Source organism: Azospirillum sp. A23, from assembly GCF_042938965.1.
GTDB lineage: Bacteria > Pseudomonadota > Alphaproteobacteria > Azospirillales > Azospirillaceae > Azospirillum > Azospirillum melinis.
The window spans coordinates 504,183-517,040 of record NZ_CP170666.1 but is presented as its reverse complement, the minus strand read 5'-3'; the positions used below and the strand labels follow the sequence as shown (position 1 = coordinate 517,040).

13 protein-coding genes are annotated in these 12,858 nt (G+C 68.8%); 2 read left to right on the top strand and 11 right to left on the bottom strand.

What is annotated here, in order from left to right:
* Nucleotide 1 precedes the first annotated feature (1 nt).
* The gene (gene pabB / locus ABNQ40_RS11345; protein ID WP_109047628.1) at nucleotides 2-1,453 is read left to right on the top strand and encodes an aminodeoxychorismate synthase component I; all 1,452 of its coding nucleotides are present in this window, start codon (nucleotides 2-4) and stop codon (nucleotides 1,451-1,453) included.
* Between the two features lie 103 nt (nucleotides 1,454-1,556).
* On the opposite strand, the gene ABNQ40_RS11340 is transcribed toward pabB, so the two are convergent.
* From ABNQ40_RS11340 to ABNQ40_RS11325, 4 genes are all read right to left on the bottom strand, one after another.
* Nucleotides 1,557-2,594: a haloacid dehalogenase-like hydrolase gene (locus ABNQ40_RS11340; protein WP_391347423.1), complete on the bottom strand. Its 1,038-nt coding sequence runs from the start codon at nucleotides 2,592-2,594 to the stop codon at nucleotides 1,557-1,559.
* A gap of 273 nt (nucleotides 2,595-2,867) precedes the next feature.
* Nucleotides 2,868-3,350, bottom strand: a complete 483-nt coding sequence (locus ABNQ40_RS11335; protein WP_109047626.1) for a GreA/GreB family elongation factor — start codon at nucleotides 3,348-3,350, stop codon at nucleotides 2,868-2,870.
* A 10-nt stretch (nucleotides 3,351-3,360) separates the two neighbouring features.
* Entirely contained in the window at nucleotides 3,361-4,425 is a 1,065-nt protein-coding gene (locus tag ABNQ40_RS11330; protein ID WP_109047625.1) for a hydantoinase/oxoprolinase family protein, read from the bottom strand.
* The gene (locus ABNQ40_RS11325) at nucleotides 4,418-5,410 is read right to left on the bottom strand and encodes an ATP-grasp domain-containing protein (RefSeq protein ID WP_109047624.1); all 993 of its coding nucleotides are present in this window, start codon (nucleotides 5,408-5,410) and stop codon (nucleotides 4,418-4,420) included. Before ABNQ40_RS11325 ends, ABNQ40_RS11330 begins: the two co-directional genes overlap by 8 nt.
* Between ABNQ40_RS11325 and ABNQ40_RS11320 the strand changes: the two genes are divergently transcribed.
* Nucleotides 5,409-6,152 carry a HisA/HisF-related TIM barrel protein gene (locus tag ABNQ40_RS11320; protein WP_109047623.1) on the top strand — a complete coding sequence of 248 codons (744 nt, stop codon included), beginning with the start codon at nucleotides 5,409-5,411 and terminating at the stop codon, nucleotides 6,150-6,152. The two genes, ABNQ40_RS11325 and ABNQ40_RS11320, sit on opposite strands and share 2 nt — an antisense overlap.
* Here the strand turns inward: ABNQ40_RS11320 and fae are convergent.
* The 7 genes from fae to ABNQ40_RS11285 are packed head-to-tail and all read right to left on the bottom strand — an operon-like array spanning nucleotide 6,131 to nucleotide 12,584.
* On the bottom strand, nucleotides 6,131-6,619 hold the full coding sequence (fae, locus tag ABNQ40_RS11315; protein WP_247879512.1) for a formaldehyde-activating enzyme: 489 nt from the start codon (nucleotides 6,617-6,619) through the stop codon (nucleotides 6,131-6,133). The two genes, ABNQ40_RS11320 and fae, sit on opposite strands and share 22 nt — an antisense overlap.
* A complete protein-coding gene (locus ABNQ40_RS11310) occupies nucleotides 6,514-7,590 on the bottom strand; it encodes a triphosphoribosyl-dephospho-CoA synthase (RefSeq protein ID WP_247879511.1) in 1,077 nt (358 codons plus the stop codon). The genes fae and ABNQ40_RS11310 overlap by 106 nt, the downstream gene beginning before the upstream one ends.
* Nucleotides 7,587-8,504, bottom strand: a complete 918-nt coding sequence (locus tag ABNQ40_RS11305) for a RimK family alpha-L-glutamate ligase (RefSeq protein WP_109047621.1) — start codon at nucleotides 8,502-8,504, stop codon at nucleotides 7,587-7,589. Before ABNQ40_RS11305 ends, ABNQ40_RS11310 begins: the two co-directional genes overlap by 4 nt.
* A 13-nt stretch (nucleotides 8,505-8,517) precedes the next feature.
* Nucleotides 8,518-9,483: a methenyltetrahydromethanopterin cyclohydrolase gene (gene mch, locus ABNQ40_RS11300; RefSeq protein WP_109047620.1), complete on the bottom strand. Its 966-nt coding sequence runs from the start codon at nucleotides 9,481-9,483 to the stop codon at nucleotides 8,518-8,520.
* Complete coding sequence (locus tag ABNQ40_RS11295; protein ID WP_247879510.1) at nucleotides 9,458-10,621, bottom strand: ATP-grasp domain-containing protein; 1,164 nt, start codon at nucleotides 10,619-10,621, stop codon at nucleotides 9,458-9,460. Before ABNQ40_RS11295 ends, mch begins: the two co-directional genes overlap by 26 nt.
* Nucleotides 10,618-11,520 (bottom strand): NAD(P)-dependent methylenetetrahydromethanopterin dehydrogenase, encoded by a 903-nt coding sequence (locus tag ABNQ40_RS11290; RefSeq protein ID WP_109047618.1) that lies wholly within the window; start codon nucleotides 11,518-11,520, stop codon nucleotides 10,618-10,620. Before ABNQ40_RS11290 ends, ABNQ40_RS11295 begins: the two co-directional genes overlap by 4 nt.
* 50 nt (nucleotides 11,521-11,570) lie before the next feature.
* On the bottom strand, nucleotides 11,571-12,584 hold the full coding sequence (locus ABNQ40_RS11285; RefSeq protein WP_247879509.1) for a beta-ribofuranosylaminobenzene 5'-phosphate synthase family protein: 1,014 nt from the start codon (nucleotides 12,582-12,584) through the stop codon (nucleotides 11,571-11,573).
* Between the last annotated feature and the right edge of the window lie 274 nt (nucleotides 12,585-12,858).

Genomic DNA, 12,858 nt, shown 5'->3' with positions numbered 1-12,858 from the left:
CATGCCGCATGACGGCCTTGTCTTCGACCTCCCGGCCGGGGAGAGCGCGGGCGACGAGTGTCCGCTGCTGATCCGCGAAATTCCCTACTGCGATCCGGTCGCCGCCTTCGCACCCTGGTCCGGCCAGCCTTTCGCCGCCCTTCTGCACAGCGCCGCGCAAGCCGGCGGCCGGGGCCGCTGGAGCATCGTCGCCGTCGATCCCTTCCGCACGGTCGAAGCGCGCGGCGGCTCCGTCACGGTGGATGGCGAGGCCGTCGTCGGCGATCCGTTCACCGTGCTCGAACGGGAGTTGGACGCCCATCGCCTGCCCCTTCCCGCCGACCTGCCCGTTCCCTTTGCCGGTGGCGCCGTCGGCTTCCTCGGCTACGAATTGGGACAGGTGCTGGAACGGCTGCCCGCACGGCATCGCGACGACAGCGGCCTGCCCGACATGACCTTCGGGCTCTATGACACGGTCATCGTTTTCGATGAACGGGAGCGGCGCGGCTGGATCCTGTCCAATGGATTTCCCGAACGCAGCCCGGTCCGGCGCCGGCGCCGCGCGGCAAGCCGCCTTCAATCCTTCACCGATGCGCTGGCAGCGGCACCCACCGAGTTGCCGCCGCCCAACCCCGCCACGGCGTCCTGGCGGCCCGAGATCGCGCGCGACGAGTATTGCCGCCGGGTGGAGCAGGTGCTGGAGTACATCCGCGCAGGCGACATCTTCCAGGCCAATTTCACCGGGCGCTTCCTGGCCGACCGGCCGGCGGGGCTGTCGATGCTCGACCTCTACCGCCGCCTGCTGGCGCGCAGCCCCGCCCCCTTCGCGGCCTGCCTGTCGCTGCCCGGCGACGCCGGTCTGGCCAGCGCCTCGCCGGAGCGTTTCATCAGGCTCGACGCCGACGGCCGCATGGAAACCCGTCCGATCAAGGGAACCCGCCCGCGCGGCGCCACCGTGGAGGAAGACGAGGCTCTCGCCCGCGAGCTTGAACACAGCGTCAAGGACCGGGCCGAGAACCTGATGATCACCGACCTGCTGCGCAACGACATCGGCCGCGTGGCGCGCATCGGCAGCGTCAGGGTGCCGGTCCTGTGCGGGGTTGAGCGCTTCGCCTCCGTCCATCATCTGGTGTCGGTGATCGAAGGGCGGCTGAAGCCGGGGCTGGGACCGGTCGATTTGCTGCGCGCCACCTTCCCCGGCGGCTCGATCACCGGCGCGCCCAAGATCCGCGCCATGGAGATCATCGACGAGCTGGAGTCCTCTCGGCGCGGCGCCTATTGCGGATCGGTGGCCTGGATCGGCTTCGACGGAGCGATGGACAGCAGCATCGTCATCCGCACCCTGACCGTCACGCCCGACCGCGTCATCGCTCAGGCCGGCGGCGGCATCGTCGCCGATTCCGATCCCGGCGGCGAGCATGACGAGATGATGGTGAAGATCCGCCCGCTGCTGCGCGCGCTGGATGGCGGCTGAGCCGGCGAAGACCGGCGCGGGTGCTGGAAAAAACCAAGGCCCCGGCCGGTTCAACGGTCGGGGCCTTCCTGTTTTGGGCGATGGCGGGCAAGGACCGCCGATGTCACTGGATATCGGTCGGCTGGACGACGACCCAGTTCCGGTCGGCGAGGACCGGCAGCTTCTGGTCCGCTTGGCCCGCAGCGGCGGTTTCCCACATCTGCTTGATCTGCTTCATATACTTGTCCTTGCGGTTGACCCAGACCCGCAAGCCGCCATTCGCCGCATCGGTGGAATGCAGCAGCATGTAACCGTCGCTGGTGGGGGTGTCTCCCGCCACCAGGACCGGCTTCTTCCACTGGTCGATGTAGGTGAGAATCGCCGCGTGCTTGCCGGCAAACCAGGTCAGCGGCGCCCACAGATAGGTGCCGAGTTCCAGGTCCATCGTCTTGGCCCAGTCGTATTTCCCCTCGGCGATCAGCTTGCGTGCCGTGGTCACTTCGCCGGTGGAGCGGTTCTTCAGCAGCATGGTGACGCCGATGACGTTCTGCGGCTTGACGTTGTAGCCGTATTTCGGATCGGACAGCACCATCCGGACCAGTTCCTCGCTGGCGGCGGTCACCACATAGACATCGATCCCGTTGGCGGTCAGATGGTTCACGAGCTCCTGCTGGCCGGTGTAGAATTTCGGCGGGCTGACCTCGACCGTCTTGACCGCGTCACCCTCATAATAGGTGGCGGGGATCGGCTTGCCGTCGGCCAGCATCTCGTCGACGAAGCCCTTCAACTGGGTCAGGGTGAAGCCGGAAAAGATCTGCGCCACCCACGGATAGCACACCTGATCGTCGATCTCGCACAGCCGGTAATAATAGCTGTTGAGGCTTTCCTTGTGCCCATTCACGTCCTTGAACGGAATGATCTTCAAGGACGGGTCCATGCTCTCGCGCGACAGCACGCCCTTGCGCTCCAGATAGGGCAGCAGGGATTCCTCAAGGTCGTAGCGGTACAGCGTGTTGTCGGCATCGAACACCGCATAGGCGCCCTTGCCGGCATTGGCGGACACCAGCGCCTTGAGGGTCGTCGCCGCCTCCGCCGGCCAATGGGCAAGCGGTTGAGGGGAGCCCGATTGCGCCATGGCGGCAATTGGAGCCATTGCGACCATGCCCGCAAGCAGCGCGGAGCGGAAAAGCGTCTTCATCTGTGCCCTCTCTTCCCTGTTCAAAGACACGATTCTTCGAGACCAGGACCACTCTGTTGGAGTGGTTCCGGCTGTTCTGGGGATTATCCCAAACTGTCCAAGATTTTTTCAGTTGAGGGTCACAGTTTATGACAGATTCTTTACACATGTCCACTGAATCTAATTTTCAAAATCCGTCGCGGATTGGCCTGAAGTCGTCGTCTATACAGAAGAATTCCTTGAGATATCTGTAGCCGCTCAATTCGGCGAGACCGAACGGATGATGAGGGACAGGGCTTTGCCTCGGCGCGGCCATTCCACCACGTCGCCGACCCGTCCACCGACCAGCGCCTCCCCCAACGGGGATTGCCAGCTGATACGGCCGGCAGCGGGATCGGCCTCTTCCCCGCCCACGAGCGTGAAGGTCCACCGGCGCCCGGTCTCATCCTCCGCCACGACGACGGAGCCGAAGCCGGCTTCCTCGGCCGGACCGGACGGGCGCACCACCACGGCGGCGGCCAGCCGGGCGCGCAGCAAATCGCCGCGCCGCTTGGCGCTGCTCATCGCCTGCCGGTCCTCCGGCGCATCCGAACCGCGCAGCTGCGCAACCTCCGCGTCGGCCGCGGCAAGCTCCTCCTGCCAGGCGGCGACGGTGGCGGCGGACACATGCAGCGGCCCGTTGACCTGGGGCAACGGTCCCTCGGTCTCGGCATCGCTTTCCTTGACAAAGGCGCGGCTCATCCCGGCTCCCTCAACCCAGCAGCGCCATGGCCGCGGCGGGGGCGCAGCATGCGACCCAACCCTGACCGGGGGCTCCCACCACATCACAGAAATCCAGGTAGGGGCGACCGAGCCGGGCAGCCACCTCCTTCACCACGGCGCGACCGACACCGGCCCCGACCACGGGCGCATCCTGCGGCAGGGGTGGCGCACCGGCCGACAGCACCCGCGAGGCGGCATCGTGGATGCGGCGCAGCTGACGTTCGACCAGATCGCCGGCCATCGCCCGCCAGACCGCTGGATCGTAATCGCCGGCATCATGGCCGACCATGCGCGCCAGACGGCGCAGGCTGGCCTCGACCGTCTTCTGCCCATTGTCGGCGGCTGGATGCTGGTCCGCAGCCTCGTCCAGCCGACCCAGCACGCGGTAGAGGTCAGCGCTGGTGGCGAAATACTCGGCCATCATCGGCAACCGCTCGCCAGCGACCAGGGCGTTGCGCTCCATCGCCATCACCGCGGTGCGGGTCAGCCCGGTATAGAGCAGCTCCTCCACCGCCATCCGGTCATGATCGGTGACGCCGCGCGCCACCACCCCGCCGTCGCGCACCGGCACGATATCGGTGGTGGTGCTGCCCATGTCGACCAGCAGCGCCGCCGGCAGCCGCTTGGCGACCACGGCGGCGGTCGCCATCCAGTTGGCCGACGCCACGTCCATCACCTGTCCGCGTGCCTCCTGCGGCGACAGCAGCCCGCGCCGCCCGGCATAGACGCGCAGCCGTCCCGGCGGGACGGCCGCGCCGATGCGGTCGATCAGTGTGTGCACGCCCTGCGTGCGGTCGTCGAACAGGTCGACCAGTTCGCCCGTCATCGTCACCACATGGTCGGCGCCGGCCGGCAGGCGCTCCAGAACCGTGGTCAGCGCCGTGTCCAACTCGCTCAGCCCTTGCCAGAGCCGGCACGGCACCTGCACGGCATCTCGCAGCCGGCCGTCCTCCGCCCAGGCGGCCTTCAGATGGGCGCCGCCGATGTCCCAGCCGATAATTGCCGTTCCATCGGGGGCTGTTCCATTGGGGGCCGTTCCACGGGTGTCAGACATGCGCATCCTCCCGGCCGGCATCGGCCGATCTGGTGTGGAACAGAACCAGGATGTCACCCGCCGGGTTCCAGCCCAGCACCCGCGACAGCCCGGAATAGCTGACGGACAGGCGCGGGTTCACCTCAACCACCACCGGGCCATTCGAATCCGGGTCATCGGGCCGGTCGATGAGGTCCACGGCGACATAGCCGCGCAAGCCCGGGATCGCGGCGGCAATCGCTCGCGCCAGCGGTTCCCAGGCGGCACGGCGGTGCTCCATCGCCCCGACCTCGACACCGTGGAAAGAGAAGCTCCCATCGCCACGCTCCACCTTCTGGCGGTTGCAGCCGAGCAGCCTCACTCCGCCGGTGTCGTCGACCAGCATGGACAGGCTGCACGCCTCCCCCTCCACCAGCGGCTGGACGATCCAGCGGCCGGCGTGCGGCGGCGTCCATGTGGCGATATCATCGACGATGAAGGTGTCGAGGCAGCCGGCGCCATCGTCCGGCTTCACCACATGGCGGGCGGCGGGCGGCGGCGGGGCACCGAAGGTGACGGTGGGAATGGTCGCGATGCCATGGGCAGCCAGCCGGGCCGCCGTCGCCGTCTTCGACGACGCCAAAGCGATGGCGTCGGGATCGCAGGCGACCACCGGCCGGCCGGTATCCCGGAACAGGGTGGTCACCTGCCCCAGAAGCCCGTCGCTTTCCGGCGCAATCGGCCAGACCACGTCGCACAGGGTGGCGGCCGCCCTCCAACGCGCCTCCGGCTCCTCGCCCTGCGCCACCGGGAACAGGGTGACCCGGCCCGCCGGGAAGGAAGGCGCGGCAAGTCGGTTGTCCCAGCAAAGCGTGACGTGTATTCCATCCAACGCGACCAGATCGCCGACCAGGGCCTCGACCATCGCGTTGGCCTCCGCCATCAGGTCGGTCGGAAGCGGCCCGTTGCACAGCGCGCCGCCGGTGACATACTCGCAGACCAGAACCCGACGAAGGCTGTTCTCCATGGACATCGTTCCCGTCATCGACCTGCTGGGCGGGCAGGTGGTTCATGCCAAGCGGGGGGAGCGCGACCGCTACCGCCCCATCGAAAGCGCGCTGACCGCAGGATCGGCACCGCAGGATATCGTGGCCGCGCTGCTGGCGCTGCAACCCTTCCGCGCCTGCTATGTCGCCGACCTCGACGCGATCCGCGGCCATGGCGACCATCGCTCCACCGTCGCCGCGCTCCAGGCACGCTGGCCGGAGGTCGCCTTCTGGGTCGATGCCGGGCTGGCGACGGCGGACGATTGCCGCCGCTGGTTCGATGCCGGACTCCGGCATCTGGTGATTGGCAGCGAAAGCCAGACCGACGGCACGACACTGGAAGCGGCGCTGGCGTTGACCGGCGGGGACCGGGTGGCGCTGTCGCTGGATGTCCGGCGGGGTGAACCGCTGGGACCGGCGGCGCTGCACGAGGATGCCTGCCGCTGGCCCTCGCGGGTGATCGCCATGACGCTGGACCGGGTCGGTTCGGGTGAGGGTCCTGACCTCGACCGCATCGCCACGCTGGCGGCCCGACGCCCGGGGGTTCGGGTGTGGGGGGCCGGCGGGGTGCGCGATGCGTCGGACCTGGAGGCGCTGGCGCGGCACGGAACCGATGCCGTGCTGGTCGCCAGCGCGCTCCACGACCGGCGCCTCGACGCCGGAACGCTGTCCCGCTTCGTCTCCGATCAGCCGGTTTCCGATCAGGAGGCGGCGAAGGGGTGAACCGCGGCGGCCATGCCGTCGAGCATTTCCTTGGCGGTCGGGCTGCCGGCGATGGCGCGCTTCAGCGCCAGCTTGGTGGCCTCGTGGTTGTAGTCCTGGATCTTGCGGTCGTCCTCCGCCTGCCAATGGATGAAGACGCCGACCGAGATGAACAGGTCGTCGGCCTCGTCCGCCGGAATGGTGCCGTCCTCGACGCATTCGGCGACCGCCAGGGCGACGGCACGCTGGGCCGGGCCGAACATCTGCACGGCCTGCTTGGCGTTCTTGATCGTCACCTTGTTGAACATGACCGTGGAGGGCTTGACCATCAGGTTCGGCGCCAGCACGGCCAGCAGGCCGTTCACCCCTTCCTTCTGGTTGGTCAGGGTCTGGCAGAAGGCGGTCTCGGCGGCGCTGCCGCGCGGGCCGATGATGAGATCGATGTGAGCGACCTCGTTGCCGTCGCCCACCAGAGCTTCGCCGACCATAACCTTGTCGATCTTAGGCATTGCGCGTCCCTTGCGATGGTTGGTTCGATCAGATTCCGCCGGTTGTCGTCCGGCGGCCACGGTCCGGCCGGCAGCTTGCCGGCCAGCCGAAGCACGAACAGGCAGGCCACCGTCAGATCGGCGGACGTGCCCGGATTGAGGCCGCGGCGCTTCAGCGCGCGGTCGAAAGCGAGGAGCCGGCGGGCGGCGCCGGAATGGCCGCCAAAAGCAGAACCAATGGATAGCCGCCGTTCCAGCCGGAACGCCTGCGCCCGCACCCGCTCCGCCACCGCCGCGCCATGCTTGCGGGCGATGTGGGTGTCGGGGTGCAGCGCCATGAAGCCCAGGTGGATGGCGCTCGCCGCCTCCGCCGGACTGGCGCCGCGACGCAGGGCCGAGCGTCCGCGCGCAACGCCGAAGGTGAAGACGTCGGCGAAGGCGGTGGCGTACTGCCGGGCGATCAGGTCGCGGTCGGCCGCCGCAGCCATCGCGGCGCGCAGGTCGACACGGGGGGCCGCGGCGACGTCATGCTGCCGGGCCTCTCCCAGCCCGGCCGGCAGAGCCAGACGGATGGCCGCGAAGGCGTCGGCGGCATCGGCGACGCTCAGCCCATCGAGCACACGCGCCAGCCGAAGCCGCAACGGCTCGCCCTTATCGCGGCACAGCGCCGCGGCGGCGAGCGGCACCAGCAGCAGGACGATGCCGAGATTGGTGTTGCAGCCGGCCACATCCCGTGTCGCCGCGACCGCGCGTAGGATCGTCTCCCCCACCCGGCGGCCCGGTATGGCGAGGATCGGGGCGATGGCCGCAGCGCTGTCCAGGAACTGCGTCACGCTCATCCCATGGCCTTCGGCATGGATGTGGACGTTGCCGGGCTTCAGCGCCATCAGTTCCAGCCGGCAGGCGGTGAACACCGCCTCCTCCACCAAGGCCCGGCAATCGTAGAGCGGGGTCGGCAGCAGGGCGCTCATCCAGCCCTCCGCGCGTCCGCCGACACCGGCAAGGCCGATGCCAGACGGGCCAGGACCAGATCGGCCAGCGCCTGCGCCACGTCGACCGGCGTCACCGCCTGCAGGCCGCGCCATGCCGGCATGCTGTTGACCTCCAGCACCAGGAACCGGCCGTCGGGCGCGCGGATCACGTCCACCCCGGCATAGTCGGCACCGACGGCAGCGGCGGCGGCCACCGCCAGATCGCCCAGCACGCCGCCCGGACTGGCCGGATGGCAGCGCGCCCCCTGCTTGACGTTGGTGATCCAGTGATCGCCCTGGCGGACCATGGCGGCCAACGGACGCCCATCCACCACGAAGACCCGCCAGTCGAACCAGCCGCCATCCGCCGCACCGACATATTCCTGCAGGTGATAGACGCCGGCGATCTCCTCCGGGCCGGGCAGAGCCATGCCGGGATCGAGCCGGCGCAGTCCCTTGCCCTGCGACCCGAACAGCGGCTTCAGCACCGCGGACCGCTCCTCGGCATGGAGGGCGGCCAGGATGGTGGTGGCCTGGATCGGATCGGCGACGCTCCAGGTCCGCGGGGTCGGCACGCGAGCGGCAGCCAGCCGGAAGGCAGTGGCGCTCTTGTCGACGCAGCGCTCGATGGACACTGGGGTGTTGGCAACCGGCACCCCGCCATGGACCAGCGCGTGCAGCACGGCAAGCCGCAGCGTCACCTGCTCGAAACTGCCGGCGGAGATGGTGCGAACCAGGCAGGCGTCGGGCAGCCCTCCATCGAAACCCGGAATCACCGGCCCTTCGGGGCCGAAGCCGCAGGCGCTGAGCGATACCGGGACAGCCTTGGCGCCATGGCGGGCGAAGGCGGCGGTCAGCCGCCGGGTATGCCAGTCGGCGCCGTCCACGAAGATGGCGATGCGGGTCCGCCCCATGCCCCGGCCTCCCCTACCCGCCGATGCCGAAGGAGCGGTCGAGCAGCAACGGTGCCAGCGCCCCGGCACTGAAGCTCCGTCCGCTCTCGAAGGCGGTGACGATCACGCGGGCCGGGCTGAACAGCATCGGGTCGATCTTGAAGAAATCGAAGCCGCTCGCCGCGAACAGGTCGGCGAAGGGCCGGCCATAATCGGCGGAGGCCGAGCTGGGCAGGCGGGCCGCCAGATCGGCCGCGTCATCGTCCGGACCGTCGACCAGCAGATGGACGGTGCCGCCGAACAGGATGGCATCGTTGGTCCGGCCCATCGCCTGGACGAAGTCGCGCCCCGGCGGCGGCAACGGCGCGCAGCCGACGCCGTCGCGCACCCGCTCCAGCGGAAAATGCAGGGCGTGCAGCTTGTGCAGCCCGACCTCCAGCACGCGGGCGACGATCTGGACGATGCCGGCCGGGCTGCGGGTCGGCGTCAGGATCAGGGTCACGCGCTCCGCCGGCACGCCGCAGTCGCGCGCCACCTTTTCCACCACCGATGCCGGCGGCCGCTTGTCCGTCTCCAGCACCAGCACGGCGCGGTCGGCCATGTCGCGGTAGCCGAGTTCGGCGAACAAAGGTTCCTTCACCGCCAGGGCGCGTCCCGGCCCCGATCCCAAAGCCGAGAATTTCTCGCCCGACAGGCTCCAGCCGGCATATTGGCTGCCGAGGCAGGCCAGGACCGGATCGGCAGCCGTCACCGTCACCTGCGCCGGCCAATGGGCGAAGGAGGAGTCCATGCCGATGCGCACAGTGCCGGCGCCGCCCAGGCAAATCTCGGCGATGCGGCGCCCGGCCTCCAGGCTGCCGGGCCGGTCGATGCCGGCATCGATCACGGTGCAACCGGCGGGGTGCTGCTCCACCCCGATCCGCAGCATGGCGGCGTCCGCCACCAGGGCATGGACCAGGGGTGCGGCAAGCCGGTTAACACTGAAGGGAAGGGACGACATCGGCGGTTCTCTCCACAAAACAGGCCCGCCGCGTGCAGTCCGCGACGATGCGTTCGATCCGGCAGGACAGGCGGCGCCGTGCCTCCTCCTCCTCGCCGCCCCAGGCGGTGACGCTGCACAGCGGCAGTCCGACCCCCACCGCGCTCCCGGCGCGAGGCAGGTCGGCGCACCAGGGGGGCCAGGGGAAATCCACCGGCACCGTCAGGGCGGAGGGGGCATAGGCCACCGCCCCGGCAATGACGCCTGGGCGCGCTTCCCCCAGCTTCCAGCCGCGTCCGGCGGCAGCGTCAAGATGGGCGCGCATCACCCCGCCCTGCCGGTGGCGTTCGAGCAGGTCGAGCGTGGCCCCCGGACGCGGATTGACCTCCAGCACCATCACCGATTTGCCGTCGACCAGCAGGTCCAGGCTGTTCAGCCCGACCAGCCCGAAGGCGGCAGCAATGCGGCGTGCCGCGTCCGCAAGCCGGTCGGCGAGGGATTGCGGCATCGCCGCCGGAAGCACCGCCCCGCCATAGCGGAAGGGCGCATCGGGCGCCGGATCGGCCCATTGCCGGCTGATCGCCACTGTTTCGCACCGGCCGGAGCGGTCGGCGATGAAGGCGACGGAGGTTGGCCGTCCCGCCGCCCGCCGTTGCAGGTAGTGGCCGTCCGGCAGCGGACCTCCAGTCCAGGGGACGATGTGACAGCCCCCGGCCGCTCCCGCCCGTTTGACCAGCCAGTCCTCGGAAACCTCATCGGCGGGCATCGCCATCCGCATCTCCGGATGCCCGATGCCCAACTCCTCCAGCCCCAGCGCCGCCAGCCGCGCGGCGAAGCCGGCCGGGTCCTTGACCGCCCGCACCACCTCCGGCCGGTTGCCGAGCAGCCGATAAGGACCGGCCTGCATCAGGGCGGCTAGCAGACCAGGCGCCTGTTCGAACCCCGATCCGACGACCAGACCGCTGCCCGGCGGAGCCAGTGTCCGGGCGGCGGCGATCAGCGCCTCCCGGTCGAAGCCGGTGACGGGATCGCCGGCGACGCAACGGGCGGGCGGCGGCAGATCGGCATCGCCGAACTGGTCCAGCGTCGCCACGGCGGCCCCGGTGCGCGCCACCGCCTGGGCGATTGCCCGGCCCGACAGGGCGGCCACCAGAATCACGCCGCTTTCCGGCATTGGGCGCGGGCCAGGGCAAAGGCATCGTCAAAGGCCAGATAGACCGGCTTCGCCGCCTCGCGCATCGCCTTGAACAGGCCGTGCTGGGTCTTGAACTTCACGTTGCCGATGGCGAGCGCGCCGATACCGACGGCGTCCGTCCCGTCGATGGGCACGCCATCGCCGAAGGCGTCCACCCCCTCCACGCCGGCCGGCGGCACGGCATTGACGTCGGCCACCACCCGCACCGACGGAGCGGCGGCGATCTGTGAACGGCTCAGCACCTGGACGCCGGCACGGGCGACCGCCAGCACCACATCGGTTTCCGCTAGGATGGCGGCCTTGTGGGCGTCGGTCGAGCCATCCACCGCACCCAACGTCACGCCGAACCGTTGACGGTAGGAGGACGCCCGCTCGGCAACGGACGCCGCACCGTCATGGCCGACCAGTTGAACGGACGCGCCGGCACGCGCGGCAAGCACCGCAGCGACACCGCCAACCGGCCCCTTGCCACCGAACACCGCGACCCGCGATCCGGCCAACGCCAACCCAACCTTCTCAAGCTGAGCCTCGACCTTCGCGACCATCGCCGCGGCGGTGGTATAGGCGCCGGACGGATCGGCGAAGACCGAGATTTCGAACGGCGGGACCATGGCCCGGCGCGCCGCCTCCAGCATGTCCAGCGCCATCAGGATGTCGCGGCCGGCGATGAACAGACCGGTCCGCTTGGCGTCGCCCGGAGCGCGGGAAAAGATCATGTCCTGGACAAGACCCGGCACCTCGCCAGTCTCGACAATGGTGTAAGGCACGATGACGCCATATCCGGCATCGCACGCCATGTTGATGTCGAATGGACTGACCGCCTTTACCGGAGTAATGGCGTGCATGATATAGGGCTTTTCCATGAAACGAAGTCCTTGGTTCGCTTCATGGCACTGTCTTTCACCTTACAAATTCACGCTGTCTTTTTTGCGACTGTTTCATATCCGGCAGCGACTGCGCTTCGATCAGAGAAAGTCTCCACCACCGCACCGTGATTCCGCCCCCGACAGATGACGAAACGCAGGTTGGGCCGCGTCCGCCAGCGCGCCTGCGCCCCCTCCGCCGCCCGCTCCGCCGATGCCACATCGCCGAAGATGGCAAAGCCGGTCGGCCCCCAGGAACTCTGCCCAACCCCCGTGGCGCCGGCCGACGGCAGCCACCGCAGAACCTCGGCTACATCCGGGCTGCTGAAGCGCCCACCCTGGGCCGGGGCGAAATGATCGCCGACCACGCTCTGGAGTTCGGTCACGGCGGCGCCGAACCGCATCGCATCCCCTTCCGCCAGCGCCGGCAATCCGACCATCAGCGCCAGCCGGCACAGATAGGCCGCCTTGTCCGCCGGAAAGGGCGGCAGATCGCGGAAGGCGACCGTCTCGGCCGTGCCGGACAGGCCGCGGTTGGCGTCATCGAACACCAGCAGCATGCGCCACGTCTCAGGCAAGGCCATGCGGCTGATCACCGGCGGCGGCTCGTCCAACGCGCCCTTGCCGCCGTCCAGAATGACGCCGCCCTGTTCGAAGGCGCCGACGCCGATGCCCGAGCGCGCTCCCCGGTCGAGCAGGCTGGCGACCCGGCGCGGCGGCAACGACCGGCCGGTCATCGCCGACAGGGCAGCCCCGACGGCCAAAGCCAGCTGGGTGCCCGACCCAAGCCCGGAATGGGACGGGATTGTCCGGCCCAGCCTCAGGGAAAAGCGATTTTCCAAATCCAGCGTACCGCACAGCCGGTCGAGATAGTCCGTCGCCCGGCAGGCCGGACTGACGGAGAGATCGCCTCCCGGCCTTCCGCGCATCAGCATCAGTTCCGTTCCCAGCCCGTCGAGCGTCAGGCCCAGGCTGCCGAAGCGCCGGCCCAGCCCGCCTTCCATGTCGAGGAACCCAAGATGCAGCCGGGCGGGCACTTCCACCCGCACCGTGTCGACCGTCATGCGCTGTTCGCCGCAAATCATGGCCTACCTGTCGCAAAAGCCAAGGCGACCAGCCGCCTTTCGCACATAATAAAATTGACGGCGACAAAATCAATGAGAACAACAACAGAAAATAAATTATAGTCTGAAAATCCCTAAATATCGGATCCGATTTATTCATTTCCGTAAAGGATATGAACTGACATTTCATGTCTAATATTATTTAATATAACCTTCCACACTCGACATCATGCGCGGGGTTTGGGATATGGACTATGGACTCGGCGGGAGCGAC